This is a genomic window from Citrobacter sp. Cb041 (assembly GCF_030336655.1).
In the GTDB taxonomy this organism is placed as follows: Bacteria; Pseudomonadota; Gammaproteobacteria; order Enterobacterales; family Enterobacteriaceae; genus Citrobacter; species Citrobacter braakii.
This window is the reverse complement of sequence record NZ_JAOWDD010000015.1, coordinates 1-15,654: the sequence shown is the minus strand read 5'-3', so window position 1 is coordinate 15,654 and position 15,654 is coordinate 1. Positions and strand designations below refer to the sequence as shown.

At 52.8% G+C, this 15,654-nt stretch carries 12 protein-coding genes; 11 read left to right on the top strand and 1 reads right to left on the bottom strand.

All coding sequences use genetic code 11. The features are described from left to right. The first annotated feature begins 10 nt into the window (after window positions 1–10). From ispG to OGV52_RS00780, 8 genes are all read left to right on the top strand, one after another. Window positions 11–1,129, top strand: coding sequence for a flavodoxin-dependent (E)-4-hydroxy-3-methylbut-2-enyl-diphosphate synthase (gene ispG, locus OGV52_RS00815; protein ID WP_016154000.1), 1,119 nt, complete (start codon window positions 11–13; stop codon window positions 1,127–1,129). Window positions 1,130–1,239: 110 nt separating this feature from the next. Continuing rightward, entirely contained in the window at window positions 1,240–2,514 is a 1,275-nt protein-coding gene (gene hisS / locus OGV52_RS00810) for a histidine--tRNA ligase (RefSeq protein WP_016153999.1), read from the top strand. 13 nt (window positions 2,515–2,527) lie between these two features. Next, entirely contained in the window at window positions 2,528–3,148 is a 621-nt protein-coding gene (locus OGV52_RS00805) for a YfgM family protein (RefSeq protein WP_016157128.1), read from the top strand. A gap of 10 nt (window positions 3,149–3,158) precedes the next feature. Further along, window positions 3,159–4,337, top strand: a complete 1,179-nt coding sequence (gene bamB, locus OGV52_RS00800; protein WP_016153997.1) for an outer membrane protein assembly factor BamB — start codon at window positions 3,159–3,161, stop codon at window positions 4,335–4,337. 118 nt (window positions 4,338–4,455) lie between these two features. Further along, complete coding sequence (gene der, locus OGV52_RS00795) at window positions 4,456–5,928, top strand: ribosome biogenesis GTPase Der (RefSeq protein WP_016153996.1); 1,473 nt, start codon at window positions 4,456–4,458, stop codon at window positions 5,926–5,928. Between the two features lie 301 nt (window positions 5,929–6,229). Next, window positions 6,230–7,771 carry a peptide MFS transporter gene (locus tag OGV52_RS00790; protein ID WP_016157127.1) on the top strand — a complete coding sequence of 514 codons (1,542 nt, stop codon included), beginning with the start codon at window positions 6,230–6,232 and terminating at the stop codon, window positions 7,769–7,771. Between the two features lie 63 nt (window positions 7,772–7,834). Further along, window positions 7,835–8,917 carry a Gfo/Idh/MocA family oxidoreductase gene (locus OGV52_RS00785; RefSeq protein WP_287107941.1) on the top strand — a complete coding sequence of 361 codons (1,083 nt, stop codon included), beginning with the start codon at window positions 7,835–7,837 and terminating at the stop codon, window positions 8,915–8,917. A gap of 51 nt (window positions 8,918–8,968) precedes the next feature. After that, window positions 8,969–9,184 carry a zinc ribbon domain-containing protein gene (locus OGV52_RS00780; RefSeq protein WP_016157125.1) on the top strand — a complete coding sequence of 72 codons (216 nt, stop codon included), beginning with the start codon at window positions 8,969–8,971 and terminating at the stop codon, window positions 9,182–9,184. On the opposite strand, the gene xseA is transcribed toward OGV52_RS00780, so the two are convergent. Continuing rightward, window positions 9,181–10,554, bottom strand: coding sequence for an exodeoxyribonuclease VII large subunit (xseA, locus tag OGV52_RS00775; protein ID WP_080860045.1), 1,374 nt, complete (start codon window positions 10,552–10,554; stop codon window positions 9,181–9,183). The two genes, OGV52_RS00780 and xseA, sit on opposite strands and share 4 nt — an antisense overlap. 160 nt (window positions 10,555–10,714) lie before the next feature. Here xseA and guaB point away from each other — a divergent pair, with 160 nt between their 5' ends. The 3 genes from guaB to OGV52_RS00760 all read left to right on the top strand — a co-directional run bounded on the left by guaB (window position 10,715) and on the right by OGV52_RS00760 (window position 15,320). Next, a complete protein-coding gene (gene guaB, locus OGV52_RS00770; protein WP_019077375.1) occupies window positions 10,715–12,181 on the top strand; it encodes an IMP dehydrogenase in 1,467 nt (488 codons plus the stop codon). 63 nt (window positions 12,182–12,244) lie between these two features. Continuing rightward, window positions 12,245–13,822: a glutamine-hydrolyzing GMP synthase gene (gene guaA, locus OGV52_RS00765; RefSeq protein WP_047502457.1), complete on the top strand. Its 1,578-nt coding sequence runs from the start codon at window positions 12,245–12,247 to the stop codon at window positions 13,820–13,822. A 307-nt stretch (window positions 13,823–14,129) separates the two neighbouring features. Next, on the top strand, window positions 14,130–15,320 hold the full coding sequence (locus OGV52_RS00760) for a tyrosine-type recombinase/integrase (RefSeq protein ID WP_032652999.1): 1,191 nt from the start codon (window positions 14,130–14,132) through the stop codon (window positions 15,318–15,320). The last annotated feature ends 334 nt before the right edge of the window (window positions 15,321–15,654 follow it).

The following is a 15,654-nucleotide window of genomic DNA, read 5'->3' as shown; positions in this document are numbered from 1 at the left end:
AGATTTTTTAATGCATAACCAGGCTCCAATTCAACGTAGAAAATCGACACGCATTTACGTTGGGAATGTGCCGATCGGCGATGGCGCGCCCATCGCCGTACAGTCTATGACCAATACGCGTACCACAGATGTGGAAGCGACGGTTAATCAGATCAAAGCGCTGGAACGCGTCGGCGCAGATATTGTTCGTGTCTCTGTACCGACAATGGATGCCGCAGAAGCGTTCAAGCTTATCAAACAGCAGGTTAATGTCCCGCTGGTTGCCGATATTCACTTCGACTATCGTATCGCGCTGAAGGTGGCGGAATACGGCGTCGATTGCCTGCGTATCAACCCAGGCAATATCGGTAATGAAGAGCGTATCCGCATGGTAGTGGACTGCGCTCGTGATAAAAATATTCCTATCCGTATCGGCGTCAACGCCGGATCGCTGGAAAAAGATCTGCAGGAAAAATACGGTGAACCGACGCCGCAGGCGCTGCTGGAATCCGCTATGCGCCATGTGGATCACCTCGATCGTCTGAACTTCGATCAATTCAAAGTCAGCGTTAAAGCGTCTGACGTTTTCCTCGCCGTAGAATCCTATCGCCTGCTGGCGAAACAGATCGATCAACCGCTGCATTTGGGGATCACCGAAGCCGGTGGCGCACGCAGCGGGGCGGTAAAATCAGCGATCGGTTTAGGATTGCTGTTGTCCGAAGGGATCGGCGATACGCTGCGTGTCTCTCTGGCGGCGGATCCGGTGGAAGAGATCAAAGTTGGCTTCGATATCCTGAAATCGCTGCGCATTCGTGCGCGCGGGATCAACTTTATCGCCTGCCCAACCTGCTCGCGTCAGGAGTTCGACGTTATCGGTACGGTGAACGCGCTGGAACAACGTCTGGAAGATATCATTACGCCAATGGATGTTTCGATCATCGGCTGCGTGGTGAACGGTCCTGGCGAAGCGCTGGTTTCTACGCTGGGCGTCACGGGTGGTAACAAGAAAAGCGGTCTGTATGAAGACGGCGTGCGTAAGGATCGACTCGATAACGACGATATGATTACGCAGCTTGAAGCCCGCATTCGCGCCAAAGCGAGTATCCTGGACGAAGCGCGTCGTATTGACGTGCAGCAGCTTGAAAAATAACAACGTGATGGGAAGCGGCGTGCTTCCCGTGTATGATTGAACCCGCATGGCGCCCGCATTGTTCGGGTTAGCGCTGAGGGTTCATTTTTATATTCATAAAGAGAATAAACGTGGCAAAAAACATTCAAGCCATTCGCGGCATGAACGATTATCTGCCTGGCGAAACCGCCATCTGGCAGCGCATTGAAGGCACTCTCAAAAACGTGCTCGGTAGCTACGGTTACAGTGAAATCCGCTTGCCGATTGTAGAGCAGACCCCGTTATTCAAACGCGCGATCGGTGAAGTCACCGACGTGGTTGAAAAAGAGATGTATACCTTTGAGGACCGTAATGGCGACAGCCTGACGTTGCGTCCTGAAGGGACTGCGGGCTGCGTACGCGCCGGCATCGAACATGGTCTCCTGTACAATCAGGAACAGCGTCTGTGGTATATCGGGCCGATGTTCCGCCACGAACGTCCGCAAAAAGGGCGCTATCGTCAATTCCATCAGCTGGGTGTCGAAGTGTTTGGCCTGCAAGGCCCGGACATCGATGCTGAACTGATTATGCTGACCGCTCGCTGGTGGCGCGCGCTGGGTATTTCTCAGCATGTCAGCCTTGAGCTGAACTCAATTGGTTCGCTTGAAGCCCGCGCTAACTACCGTGATGCGCTGGTTGCCTACCTGGAACAGCACAAAGAGAAACTAGACGAAGACTGCAAGCGCCGTATGTACACTAACCCGCTGCGCGTTCTCGACTCCAAAAACCCGGAAGTACAGGCGCTGCTCAACGACGCACCTGCACTGGGCGACTATCTTGATGACGACTCTCGCGAGCACTTTGCGGGCCTGTGCAAACTGCTGGAGTCCGCAGGTATTGCCTATACCGTCAATCAGCGTCTGGTTCGTGGTCTTGATTATTACAACCGCACCGTATTTGAGTGGGTTACCAGCAGCCTGGGCTCTCAGGGTACCGTGTGTGCCGGTGGGCGTTACGACGGTCTGGTAGAGCAACTTGGCGGTCGCGCAACGCCGGCCGTAGGCTTTGCCATGGGTCTGGAACGACTTGTTTTGTTAGTTCAGGCAGTTAATCCGGAATTTAACGCAGATCCTGTTGTCGATATATACTTGGTCGCTTCGGGGGCGGATACGCAGTCGGTGGCAATGCGGCTTGCAGAACGTCTGCGCGATGAAGTTCCTGGTGTGAAACTGATGACAAACCACGGTGGCGGCAACTTTAAGAAACAGTTCGCCCGCGCCGACAAGTGGGGCGCCCGCGTTGCACTGGTACTGGGCGAGTCCGAAGTGGCTGACGGTACTGTTGTAGTGAAGGATTTGCGCTCTGGTGAGCAAACGGCAGTAGCGCAGGATAGCGTTGCCGCGCATTTGCGCACTCTACTGGGCTAAGGAGAAGGACAGCGTGGAAATTTACGAGAACGAAAACGACCAGATTGATGCAGTAAAACGCTTCTTTGCTGAAAACGGCAAAGCGCTGGCTGTTGGGGTCATTTTAGGGGTTGGCGCGCTGGTTGGCTGGCGTTACTGGACCAGCCATCAGACGGAGTCCGCACGCTCTGCTTCTCTGGCATATCAAAATACGGTGACTGCGGTTAGCGCGGGTAAACCGGATAGCCTTCCTGCTGCAGAGAAATTTGCCGCAGAAAACAAAAATACCTACGGCGCGTTAGCTTCACTGGAACTGGCGCAGCAGTTTGTTGACCAAAATGAACTTGAGAAAGCCGCAAGCCAGCTGCAACAAGGCTTAGCAGCGACCAGCGATGAGAATCTCAAAGCGGTGATTAACCTGCGTCTGGCGCGTGTTCAGGTTCAGCTTAAACAGGCTGATACCGCGCTGAAAACACTCGACACCATTAAAGGTGAAGGGTGGACGGCCATTGTTGCCGACCTGCGCGGTGAAGCATTGCTGAGCAAAGGCGATAAACAAGGTGCGCGTAGCGCATGGGAAGCGGGCGTGAAAAGCGATGCCTCTCCTGCTCTGAGCGAAATGATGCAGATGAAAATCAATAATTTGTCCATCTGAGAGGGACCCGATGCAATTGCGTAAATTACTTCTGCCAGGGCTGCTTTCCGTTACCCTATTGAGCGGCTGTTCACTGTTTAGTGGCGAAGAAGATGTCGTTAAGATGTCCCCATTACCGGTGGTTGAAAACCAGTTTACTCCGTCTACGGACTGGAGCACCTCTGTAGGTAACGGTATTGGTGATTTCTATTCCAATCTTCATCCTGCGCTGGCGGATAACGTTGTCTATGCAGCCGATCGCGCCGGCGTCGTTAAGGCGTTAAATGCGGACGACGGCAAAGAAGTCTGGTCTGTTAATCTGGGTGAGAAAGACGGCTGGTTCTCCCGCGCATCTGCACAGCTTTCTGGCGGTGTAACTGTGTCCGGTGGCCATGTTTACATTGGCAGCGAAAAAGCGCAGGTTTATGCGCTGAACACCAGCGATGGTACCACCGCATGGCAGACGAAAGTTGCCGGTGAAGCGCTGTCTCGTCCTGTTGTGAGCGATGGCGTGGTATTAATCCACACCAGTAACGGTCAGTTGCAGGCCCTGAACGAAGCTGACGGCGCTATCAAATGGACCGTTAACCTCGACATGCCTTCTCTGTCTCTGCGCGGCGAATCTGCCCCAGCGACCGCCTTTGGCGCAGCTATCGTTGGCGGTGATAACGGCCGCGTAAGCGCCGTGCTGATGCAGCAGGGCCAGATGATTTGGCAGCAGCGTATTTCTCAGGCGACAGGTCCAACGGAAATCGATCGTCTGAGCGACGTTGATACCACGCCGGTTATCGTCAATGGCGTTGTCTACGCACTGGCTTATAATGGTAACCTGACGGCGCTGGATCTGCGCAGCGGCCAGATCATGTGGAAACGTGAACTGGGCTCAGTGAATGATTTCATCGTCGACGGTAACCGTATCTACCTGGTTGACCAGAACGACCGTGTACTGGCGCTGACCACCGACGGCGGTGTGACGCTGTGGACGCAAAGCGATCTGCTGCACCGTCTGCTGACGTCCCCGGTATTGTATAACGGCAATCTGGTCGTGGGTGATAGCGAAGGCTACCTGCACTGGATTAACGTTGACGATGGCCGCTTTGTCGCCCAGCAGAAAGTTGACAGCTCTGGTTTCCTGACCGAGCCGGTATCTGCTGATGGTAAACTGCTGATCCAGGCGAAAGACGGTACGCTGTACTCTATTACGCGTTAATCGTCCCGGCCGCTCGCTTTGAAAAACGGCTCCTGGTGCAGGGGCCGTTTTACTGTTTTTAACAACGGCGCAAAAAATGTGCCCGTTGTCTGATGATTTATTAAATGAGGCTTTAAACATGGTACCTGTGGTCGCGCTTGTCGGGCGCCCTAACGTTGGCAAATCCACGTTATTTAACCGTCTAACTCGCACCCGAGATGCGCTGGTTGCGGATTTCCCGGGTCTGACTCGTGACCGTAAGTACGGTCGTGCGGAAATTGAAGGCCGCGAGTTTATCTGTATTGATACCGGCGGTATTGATGGCACCGAAGACGGTGTAGAAACCCGCATGGCGGAACAGTCGCTGTTGGCGATCGAAGAAGCGGACGTTGTGCTGTTCATGGTAGATGCGCGTGCTGGCCTGATGCCTGCGGATGAAGCCATTGCGAAACATCTGCGTTCGCGCCAGAAACCGACGTTCCTGGTAGCCAACAAAACTGACGGACTCGATCCTGATCAGGCGGTCGTCGATTTCTACTCGCTGGGTCTGGGTGAAATTTATCCGATCGCGGCATCCCATGGTCGTGGCGTTCTCAGCCTGCTGGAGCATGTTCTGCTGCCGTGGATGGATGACGTTGCTCCTCAGGAAGAAGTGGATGAAGATGCAGAATATTGGGCGCAACTGGAAGCCGAAGAGAACGGCGAAGAAGAGCCTGAAGATGACTTCAACCCGCAGGACCTGCCGATCAAACTGGCGATTGTTGGTCGCCCGAACGTAGGTAAGTCCACGCTTACTAACCGTATTCTCGGCGAAGACCGAGTAGTGGTTTACGACATGCCGGGGACCACGCGTGACAGTATTTATATCCCGATGCAACGCGATGAGCGCGAATATGTGCTCATCGATACCGCGGGCGTGCGTAAGCGCGGCAAAATTACCGAAGCAGTAGAAAAATTCTCAGTTATCAAAACGCTGCAGGCGATTGAAGATGCCAACGTGGTGATGCTGGTGATTGATGCGCGCGAAGGTATTTCCGATCAGGACCTGTCGCTGCTGGGCTTTATCCTCAATAGTGGGCGTTCACTTGTTATTGTGGTCAACAAGTGGGATGGCCTGACGCAGGAAGTGAAAGAGCAGGTCAAAGAGACTTTGGACTTCCGTCTGGGCTTTATTGATTTTGCGCGTGTACACTTTATCTCTGCGCTGCACGGCAGCGGCGTGGGTAATCTGTTTGAATCGGTCCGCGAAGCGTATGACAGCTCCACCCGTCGCGTCAGCACCGCGATGCTGACGCGCATTATGACTATGGCGGCAGAAGATCATCAGCCGCCGCTGGTGCGTGGTCGTCGTGTGAAGCTGAAATATGCCCACGCCGGTGGTTATAACCCACCAATCGTGGTGATTCACGGCAACCAGGTTAAAGACCTGCCGGATTCCTACAAGCGCTATCTGATGAACTATTTCCGTAAGTCTTTGGATGTGATGGGGACGCCGATCCGCATTCAGTTCAAAGAAGGGGAAAACCCGTTTGCGAACAAACGCAATACGCTGACGCCGACGCAGATGCGTAAACGTAAGCGTTTGATAAAACACATCAAAAAAAGCAAGTAACCGTTGCTGATGCTGATAAAAACCCGTGCTTGTCGCGGGTTTTTTTTTCGACGTTCCATCGCCAGCCTCAGCCCGTGCAATGTCAATCACTATTCATTTTTTACCAAGTTTAAATCTAAGAAAGTAGACATTTGTCGAGTTTTCGTCTTAAAGTCCGGGGGCTGGTACTAGACAAAACTAGCCTTAGGTTATCAAATGGTTAAATAAATTTTCGCTGCATGTAAAAAATCGGTCAGATACGTAACTGGCTGGCGTACATCGCGGTGTTTACACACACGACGACATAACTTTCGGGAGAATTATGCAATCCTCTGTTAATCAAAAAGAAAGCCGAACTTTCTTCGGCCATCCTTATCCGCTCGGCTCGCTGTTCTTCACAGAGATGTGGGAGCGCTTCTCGTTTTATGGCATTCGCCCGTTACTGATCCTGTTTATGGCTGCTACCGTTTATGACGGCGGCATGGGGCTGGCACGTGAAAATGCTTCGGCGATTGTGGGTATCTTTGCCGGTACGATGTACCTCGCTGCGCTGCCGGGTGGCTGGCTGGCGGATAACTGGCTCGGCCAACAGAAAGCGGTGTGGTACGGTTCCATCCTGATTGCCCTCGGCCATCTGTCAATTGCGCTCTCCGCCATTATGGGGAACAACCTGTTCTTTATTGGTCTGATGTTTATCGTGCTCGGTTCCGGTCTGTTTAAGACCTGTATTTCGGTCATGGTTGGCACGCTGTACAAAAAAGGCGATGCGCGTCGCGACGGCGGTTTCTCGCTGTTCTACATGGGCATCAACATGGGGTCGTTTATCGCGCCGCTGATTTCCGGCTGGCTGATTAAAACCCACGGCTGGCACTGGGGCTTTGGCATCGGTGGTATCGGGATGTTGGTAGCGTTGATCATTTTCCGTGTATTTGCCGTTCCATCAATGAAACGCTACGACAGCGAAGTGGGGCTCGACTCCACCTGGAATAGCCCGGTAGTGAAACGTAACGGTGTGGGCGCGTGGCTGTTGGCGCTGGCCGTCGGTGCGGCGGTTATCGTTACGCTGATAGCGCAGGGCGTGATTGTAATTAATCCGGTCGCGGTTGCCAGCATGCTGGTGTACGTGATTGCAGCCTCCGTTGCGCTCTACTTTATCTACCTGTTCATCTTTGCCGGTCTGAACCGTAAAGAGCGCGCCAGACTGCTGGTCTGCTTTATCCTGCTGGTTTCCGCCGCGTTCTTCTGGTCCGCGTTTGAGCAGAAGCCAACCTCGTTCAACCTGTTCGCCAACGACTACACTAACCGTATGATCGGTGATTTTGAAATCCCGGCGGTCTGGTTCCAGTCGATAAACGCGCTGTTTATTATCCTGCTGGCACCGGTATTCAGTTGGGCATGGCCGAAGCTGGCAAGCATGAATATTCGCCCGAGTAGCATCACCAAGTTTGTTATCGGTATCCTCTTTGCGGCGGCAGGCTTCGGTCTGATGATGCTGGCGGCGCAAAACGTTCTCAGTAACGGCGGGGCAGGCGTTTCTCCATTCTGGCTGGTGGGCAGTATCCTGATGCTGACGCTTGGCGAGCTGTGCCTGAGTCCGATCGGTCTGGCGACAATGACGCTGCTGGCGCCGGAAAGAATGCGCGGGCAGATGATGGGCCTGTGGTTCTGCGCCAGTGCGCTGGGCAACCTGGCCGCAGGTTTGATTGGCGGTCATGTGAAGGCTGACCAACTGGATATGCTGCCGGATCTCTTCGCACGCTGCTCGATTGCGCTGCTGATCTGCGCTGCGGTACTGATCATCCTCATTGTTCCGATTCGTCGCATGCTGGAGAATACGCAAACTAAACCGGCAACTAGCGCCTGATAACACCTCGATTGTGCCGGGGCAGACGTTATGTCCCGGCTATTCAATTAACGAGGTAAGAGCATGCTGTTAGGATTTGTTGGGCTTGGTGCAGTCGTTGAAACGGCATACTTGCCCGCATTACGTAATATGTTCGGTGATGCACTACGCTGTGTGGGATTTGATGTTCAACCCGCAAAGCAGCCCGCAGACGTGACACGCTGTACGTCGCTCGCTGAACTTCTTGCAATGCCGCTTGATACCCTGTTTATTACCACCGCATCCCTGCATCACCTTGATGTGCTTGAACAGGCGCTGGCGGCTCCCATCGCTCGTATCGTGGTCGAAAAGCCTATTGTCGCCACGCTTTCCCAAATTGAAAAACTGAAAACGCTGCTGGCTCAACCGGATGCTGCCAACCGCGTGCTGGCACTCGACCATTGGATGGCACGCAATGGCGCAATGCAGCTGGCGTTGGGCAAACTCGGAGCGCAGTGGCAGGGCGATAATCCACAACAGGCACTTGTCTCTCATTTTTCACACATTGTTAAAATCGACGGTTTTTTGCAGGAACCGAGCGGGTTTAACGATGTTGGAGAACCCATTGCGCTTAACTTTGCCACCGGTGAGCCGGATACCCGTGAGCTTCGTCATCCGGACGGTGTGATTCTGGACATTGGCACACATGTACTGGCAATGCTGCGTGAAACAGTGCGTTACCTGGGCGGTAATGACAGTATGACCTTGCAGGTGAAAAGCGCTAAAGACCGTCTGGGACGTAATATTGTAGAGGGCGACCTGACCACAGCAGAAGGAGAGGCGCATCTGCAGGGACAGATTAGCGGCATTCCGCTGGACATCTGGCTGAATAAATACGCGGGGCCGGCTGGCGGACAAAAAGGCCTGCGCCTTTGTCTGCGCGATGGTCGTGTCATTAGCCATGATCGCCGTGGTGTCGAGGATGTGCTCGAATTGATTGACGGTGATGTTGTACAACGCTGGAGTCTGCCTGGTAGCGTATATGCCCATTGTCTGGCGGAGCATATTCTGGGCGCGCAAAGTCTGTTTGAACGCAGCCCACAGGAAGTGAGCCGCACGACGCAGCGCAGGCTGGAGGAAGTGGAGCGCCTGTTAACGTTACAGCAGCAGTTACGCGGGCGGCATTAAACGCATCGTGTTAAACTCAGCGCAGTAATGGATCCCTGTACTGGAGTCGCTATGTCTATTATTTGCCCGGATTGTCATGCAGAGCTGGAGCCGCAAAACGGTATGGCGCACTGTGATAACTGTAATAAAGATATTCAGTTAGAAGCGCACTGCCCGGAGTGCAATCAGCCGCTGCAGGTGCTTAAAGCCTGTGGCGCGGTGGATTATTTCTGCCAGAACGGTCATGGCCTTATCTCGAAGAAACGCGTGGCGTTTGTGCCGCTTTAATCCTGTTTTTTCCTGCGTGTTTTCTTTGTCTTCGTGACAGCTCTCACTTCGCTTTCCACCCATCCGTCAGACAGGCGGGTGGTGAGCACATCACCTGCTGTAACCTGTTTAGTCTGTTTCAGCACTTCACCCTCTTTTGCGGTCGTCACGCTATAACCGCGGGCCAGCGTGGCCAGTGGGCTGACTGCCTCAAGATGGGTAACTGCGTTGCCAAAACGCTCGCGCTGTTCGCTTAAACGCGCACGGATATTTTCCGCCAGTCGGTATTCCAGTTGCTGAATACGTGTTTGCGCACGGTAAATACGCGGCTGCGGGTTTTGCTGATTCAGACGCTGCAGCATGCGCTGCTGACGCTGATTTGCCTGTTTAATCTTATTCTCAAGTGCGAAGTTCATTCTCTGACGCAGTCGTTCCAGCACGGTCTGTTGACGGGCCAGACGCAGTTGCGGATGCTGCTGTTGCAAGCGGTGATGAAGCTGGGTAAACCGACGAGTACGATTGGCGAGGTAGTAGTCCATCGCCATCTCCAGACGCTGCTGACCATGCTGTATTTGACGCAGCAGTTCAAGCTGATTACGGCTGACAATTTCTGCTGCCGCCGACGGCGTAGGTGCCCGTAAATCTGCAATAAAATCGGCAATAGTGACATCGGTTTCATGGCCGACGGCGCTGACGACTGGAATGCGGCTGGCAAAGATCGCCCGTGCAACACGTTCGTCGTTAAAGCTCCACAAATCTTCCAGCGAGCCGCCGCCGCGCCCGACGATCAGCACATCGCACTCGCCCCGCGCGTTCGCCAGTTCAATGGCCCGAACGATCTGCCCTGGCGCATCATCGCCCTGGACTGCGGTCGGGTAGATAATAACGGGCAGGGAAGGGTCGCGACGCTTCAGGACGTGGAGGATATCGTGCAGCGCGGCGCCGGTTTTAGAGGTGATTACCCCGACGCAGTGGGCCGGTGAGGGCAGCGTTTTTTTGAACTGCTGATCGAATAGCCCTTCAGCTTGCAGTTTGGCCTTGAGTTGCTCATATTTTTGCTGCAGCAAACCTTCGCCCGCTGGCTGCATGCTCTCAACAATTATCTGATAGTCGCCGCGCGGCTCGTACAATGTAATGTTGGCGCGTACCAGTACCTGCTGACCGTGCTGTGGTCGGAACGTTACCCGGCGATTGCTGTTGCGAAACATCGCGCAGCGTACCTGAGCGGTGTCATCTTTGAGCGTGAAATACCAGTGACCGGAGGACGGCTGCGTGAAATTCGAAATTTCACCGCTGATCCACACTTGTCCCATTTCCTGTTCAAGCAGCAAACGAACCGTCTGATTCAGGCGGCTTACGGTAAAAATTGAGGTGGTCTGAGAGGATAACATGTGAGCGGGATCAAATTCTAAATCAGCAAGTTATTCAGTCGAAAGTAACATGCTCACAGAGGAGCGCAAGGTTTTTTTGCAAAAAAGTGTGGATGCAATCGGTTACGCTCTGTATAATGCCGCGGCAATATTTAATAACCTCCCAGGTGAGATATTGCCCATGCTACGTATCGCAAAAGAAGCCCTGACGTTTGACGACGTCCTCCTCGTTCCCGCTCATTCTACCGTTCTGCCGAATACTGCTGATCTCAGCACCCAGTTGACGAAAACCATTCGCCTGAACATTCCTATGCTCTCCGCAGCAATGGACACCGTGACGGAAGCGCGCCTGGCAATTGCCCTGGCTCAGGAAGGCGGCATCGGTTTTATCCACAAAAACATGTCTATTGAGCGCCAGGCGGAAGAAGTTCGTCGCGTGAAGAAACACGAATCTGGCGTCGTGACCGACCCACAAACCGTACTGCCAACCACCACTCTGCGCGAAGTAAAAGAACTGACCGAGCGTAACGGTTTCGCAGGCTACCCGGTTGTGACTGAAGATAACGAACTGGTCGGCATCATCACCGGTCGTGACGTACGGTTTGTGACTGATCTGAATCAGCCGGTTAGCGTCTACATGACGCCGAAAGAGCGTCTGGTGACCGTTCGTGAAGGCGAAGCACGCGATGTTGTCTTTGCCAAAATGCACGAAAAACGCGTCGAGAAAGCGCTGGTTGTTGACGACAGCTTCCATCTGCTCGGCATGATCACCGTTAAAGATTTCCAGAAAGCGGAACGTAAACCTAACGCCTGTAAAGACGAGCATGGTCGTCTGCGCGTTGGGGCTGCTGTAGGCGCAGGTGCGGGTAATGAAGAGCGTGTTGACGCGCTGGTTGCCGCTGGCGTGGATGTTCTGCTGATTGACTCCTCTCACGGTCACTCAGAAGGCGTACTGCAGCGTATCCGTGAAACTCGTGCTAAATACCCGGATCTGCAGATCATCGGGGGGAACGTTGCGACTGGTGCAGGCGCTCGCGCGCTGGCGGAAGCCGGCTGCAGCGCTGTTAAAGTCGGTATCGGCCCAGGCTCCATCTGTACTACCCGTATCGTTACCGGCGTAGGTGTACCGCAGATCACCGCCGTTTCTGACGCCGTTGAAGCGCTGGAAGGCACTGGTATTCCGGTTATTGCCGATGGCGGTATTCGTTTTTCCGGCGACATCGCAAAAGCGATCGCTGCGGGTGCTTCTGCAGTGATGGTTGGCTCTATGCTGGCGGGGACTGAAGAATCTCCGGGCGAAATCGAACTGTATCAGGGCCGTTCTTACAAATCATACCGTGGTATGGGCTCTTTGGGCGCGATGTCCAAAGGTTCTTCCGACCGTTATTTCCAAAGCGATAACGCCGCTGACAAACTGGTCCCGGAAGGTATCGAAGGTCGCGTTGCGTATAAAGGTCGCCTGAAAGAGATCATTCACCAGCAGATGGGTGGCCTGCGCTCCTGTATGGGTCTGACCGGCTGTGGTACTATCGACGCGCTGCGAACAAAAGCAGAGTTTGTACGTATCAGCGGTGCGGGTATTCAGGAAAGTCACGTTCACGATGTGACCATCACCAAAGAGTCCCCTAACTACCGCATGGGCTCCTGATAAGTTTCCGCGCCCGGCTATATGCCGGGCGAATTTGTTTCACTTGCCTCGGAATTAGCGTCAATGACAGACAATATTCATAAACATCGCATTCTCATCCTTGATTTCGGATCTCAGTACACTCAGCTGGTTGCTCGTCGCGTACGTGAACTGGGCGTCTATTGTGAACTGTGGGCGTGGGATGTTACGGAAGCACAAATTCGCGAATTCAACCCAAGCGGTATCATTCTTTCCGGTGGTCCGGAAAGCACCACTGCAGAAAACAGCCCGCGTGCGCCGGAATACGTTTTCACTGCGGGCGTGCCTGTGTTCGGCGTGTGCTACGGCATGCAGACTATGGCAATGCAGCTCGGTGGTCATGTTGAAGGTTCTAACGAACGTGAATTCGGCTATGCGCAGGTTGAAGTTCAGACCGACAGCGCGCTGATCCGCGGTATTGAAGACTCTCTGACCGCAGACGGCAAACCACTGCTGGACGTGTGGATGAGCCACGGCGACAAAGTGACCGCTATTCCGGAAGGTTTCGTGACCGTTGCCAGCACCGACAACTGCCCGTTCGCCATCATGGCGCACGAGGAAAAACGTTTCTACGGCGTGCAGTTCCATCCGGAAGTTACCCACACCCGTCAGGGGATGCGCATGCTGGAGCGTTTTGTGCGCGACATCTGCCAGTGTGAAGCGCTGTGGACCCCGGCAAAAATTATTGATGACGCCGTTGCCCGCATTCGTGAGCAGGTTGGCACTGATAAAGTGATCCTCGGCCTCTCCGGCGGCGTTGACTCCTCCGTCACCGCGATGCTGCTGCACCGTGCAATTGGCAAAAACCTGACCTGTGTGTTCGTCGACAACGGTCTGCTGCGTCTCAACGAAGCTCAGCAGGTGATGGATATGTTCGGCGACCATTTCGGCCTGAACATCATTCATGTTGAAGGTGAAAAGCGTTTCCTGGACGCGCTGAAAGGCGAGAACGATCCGGAAGCTAAACGTAAAATCATCGGCCGCGTGTTCGTGGAAGTCTTCGACGAAGAAGCGTTGAAGCTGGAAGACGTTAAGTGGCTGGCGCAGGGAACCATCTATCCGGACGTGATCGAATCCGCGGCTTCTGCCACGGGTAAAGCGCACGTCATCAAATCTCACCACAACGTGGGCGGTTTGCCGAAAGAGATGAAGATGGGTCTGGTTGAACCGCTGCGTGAGCTGTTCAAAGACGAAGTGCGTAAGATTGGTCTGGAGCTGGGTCTGCCGTACGACATGCTGTACCGTCACCCATTCCCGGGTCCGGGTCTGGGCGTACGCGTGCTGGGCGAAGTGAAGAAAGAGTACTGCGACCTGCTGCGCCGTGCGGATGCTATCTTCATTGAGGAACTGCACAACGCTGACCTGTACAACAAAGTGAGCCAGGCGTTCACCGTGTTCCTGCCGGTACGTTCCGTTGGCGTCATGGGCGATGGCCGTAAGTACGACTGGGTTGTTTCCCTGCGTGCTGTTGAAACCATCGACTTTATGACCGCGCACTGGGCGCACCTGCCGTATGACTTCTTAGGCCGCGTCTCTAACCGCATTATCAACGAAGTTAACGGTATTTCCCGCGTGGTGTATGACATCAGCGGTAAGCCGCCAGCTACGATTGAGTGGGAATGATTTCGCGTCTGGCAACAGCCTGCACGTAAAAGCAGTAAAGTACCTCTAAGCCCGCGTAACTGCGGGCTTTTTTGTTTTTATGTCTGGCACTTTCTGGCAGCTGTTAGCAACGGGAAGCACGGTTTTTTCAATGGAATTTTTGATGGTACTCTCTGATTTCGAATTCAGGTTTGAAAAAGTACCATGTGATAAATTTCGGTTGAGTTATGGTATTTGTTTTTTATAACTCAATTAAAAACAGAGAGTTAAACAACTTTTCTGAATTTTTTACAACATGGTATTTTTTGATAAAGGAAAACAATAAACCATGTTGACTGACACCAGGCTGCGTCACCTTAAGCCGAAGGAGAAACTCTATAAAGTTAATGACCGTGATGGTCTGTATGTTGCGGTCACTCCGGCTGGAACTATTTCATTTCGTTATAACTATTCAATAAACGGAAGACAGGAGACCGTTACTTTTGGCCGCTATGGTGTTGGAGGGATCACGCTTGCAGAAGCGCGTGAACGGCTCAATGAAGCCAAAAAAATGGTTGCCAGTGGAAGATCGCCTGCGAGGGAAAAAGCCAGAGATAAAGCGCGTATCAAAGATGCGGAGACTTTTGGTGCGTGGGCTGAGAAATGGTTACGCGGTTATCAAATGGCTGAATCGACGCGTGATATGCGGCGTTCGGTATATCAAAGGGAGTTGAAGTCAAAATTTGCCCAGCAGAAACTTAGTGAGATTACACATGAAGACTTACGCGCATTAACCGATAACATTGTCGAGAGAGGGGCACCGGCGACAGCTGTACACGCCAGAGAGATTGTATTGCAAGTCTATCGCTGGGCTATTGAGCGCGGTCAGAAGGTGGAGAATCCAGCTGATCTGGTACGGCCTGCAAGCATAGCGAAATTTGAGCCTCGAGACAGAGCATTGACGCCAATTGAAATTGGTCTGATGTATCGGTATATGGAACGGGTAGGAACGACGCCATCAATCAGAGCAGCGGTTAAACTATTGCTGTTAACGATGGTACGTAAAAGTGAGCTTACTAACGCAACCTGGAACGAGATCAATTTTAGTGAGGCATTATGGACGATACCAAAGGAGAGGATGAAACGACGTAATCCACATTTGGTTTTTCTTTCCAGACAGGCAATGGATATTATGATTGCTCTCAAAACCTTTGCCGGTAGCTCTGATTTTATCCTTCCTTCGCGGTACGATTCCGATGCGCCAATGAGTAGCGCTACTTTAAACCGGGTTTTGACACTGACGTATCGCCTGGCTCAGAAAGAAGGGGAGTTGTTGCCTAAGTTTGGTCCCCATGACTTACGGCGTACAGCCAGCACCTTGCTACATGAGGCCGGGTACAATACTGACTGGATTGAGAAGAGCCTTGCCCATGAACAAAAAGGGGTACGAGCTGTTTATAACAAGGCTGAATATCGTGAGCAGAGGGCTGAGATGCTACAAGATTGGGCGAATATGATTGATGAATGGACTAGTAAGTAGTTAACAATCAGTAAGTTAAGTGGATATGCTTCTTTTATCTACGCTAGGAGAGCAATTTTAGCCGCTAAAATTTACTGAATCTTTACTGGTTTTATCTGGATTGCATAAAAAGGAAAAATAAGAGTGCCTGAGTTGTCTGTAATTATACAATGGATGAATCAATACCCTAAGACCGGCTGGCTATTGCTGTGTGTCTATATTGCACTCGGTGTAGTTCGTCACAGAGTAATTAATGCTGAATCTGGAAGTGTATTTTGAATCGCCACAGGTTTAACAGACACCTCGGAGTCATTTAAAATGGCTTAAAGAGAGGTGCACATGAGCAGTAAGCGTT

Excerpts from the sequence above, each read along its gene's own strand:
- OGV52_RS00785 (WP_287107941.1), top strand. The coding sequence starts at position 7,835 with ATGCTGTTAGGATTTGTTGGGCTTGGTGCAGTCGTTGAAACGGCATAC.
- OGV52_RS00760 (WP_032652999.1), top strand. The coding sequence starts at position 14,130 with ATGTTGACTGACACCAGGCTGCGTCACCTTAAGCCGAAGGAGAAACTC.
- guaB (WP_019077375.1), top strand. The coding sequence starts at position 10,715 with ATGCTACGTATCGCAAAAGAAGCCCTGACGTTTGACGACGTCCTCCTC.
- OGV52_RS00790 (WP_016157127.1), top strand. The coding sequence starts at position 6,230 with ATGCAATCCTCTGTTAATCAAAAAGAAAGCCGAACTTTCTTCGGCCAT.
- ispG (WP_016154000.1), top strand. The coding sequence starts at position 11 with ATGCATAACCAGGCTCCAATTCAACGTAGAAAATCGACACGCATTTAC.
- bamB (WP_016153997.1), top strand. The coding sequence starts at position 3,159 with ATGCAATTGCGTAAATTACTTCTGCCAGGGCTGCTTTCCGTTACCCTA.
- OGV52_RS00780 (WP_016157125.1), top strand. The coding sequence starts at position 8,969 with ATGTCTATTATTTGCCCGGATTGTCATGCAGAGCTGGAGCCGCAAAAC.
- xseA (WP_080860045.1), bottom strand. The coding sequence starts at position 10,554 with ATGTTATCCTCTCAGACCACCTCAATTTTTACCGTAAGCCGCCTGAAT.
- der (WP_016153996.1), top strand. The coding sequence starts at position 4,456 with ATGGTACCTGTGGTCGCGCTTGTCGGGCGCCCTAACGTTGGCAAATCC.
- guaA (WP_047502457.1), top strand. The coding sequence starts at position 12,245 with ATGACAGACAATATTCATAAACATCGCATTCTCATCCTTGATTTCGGA.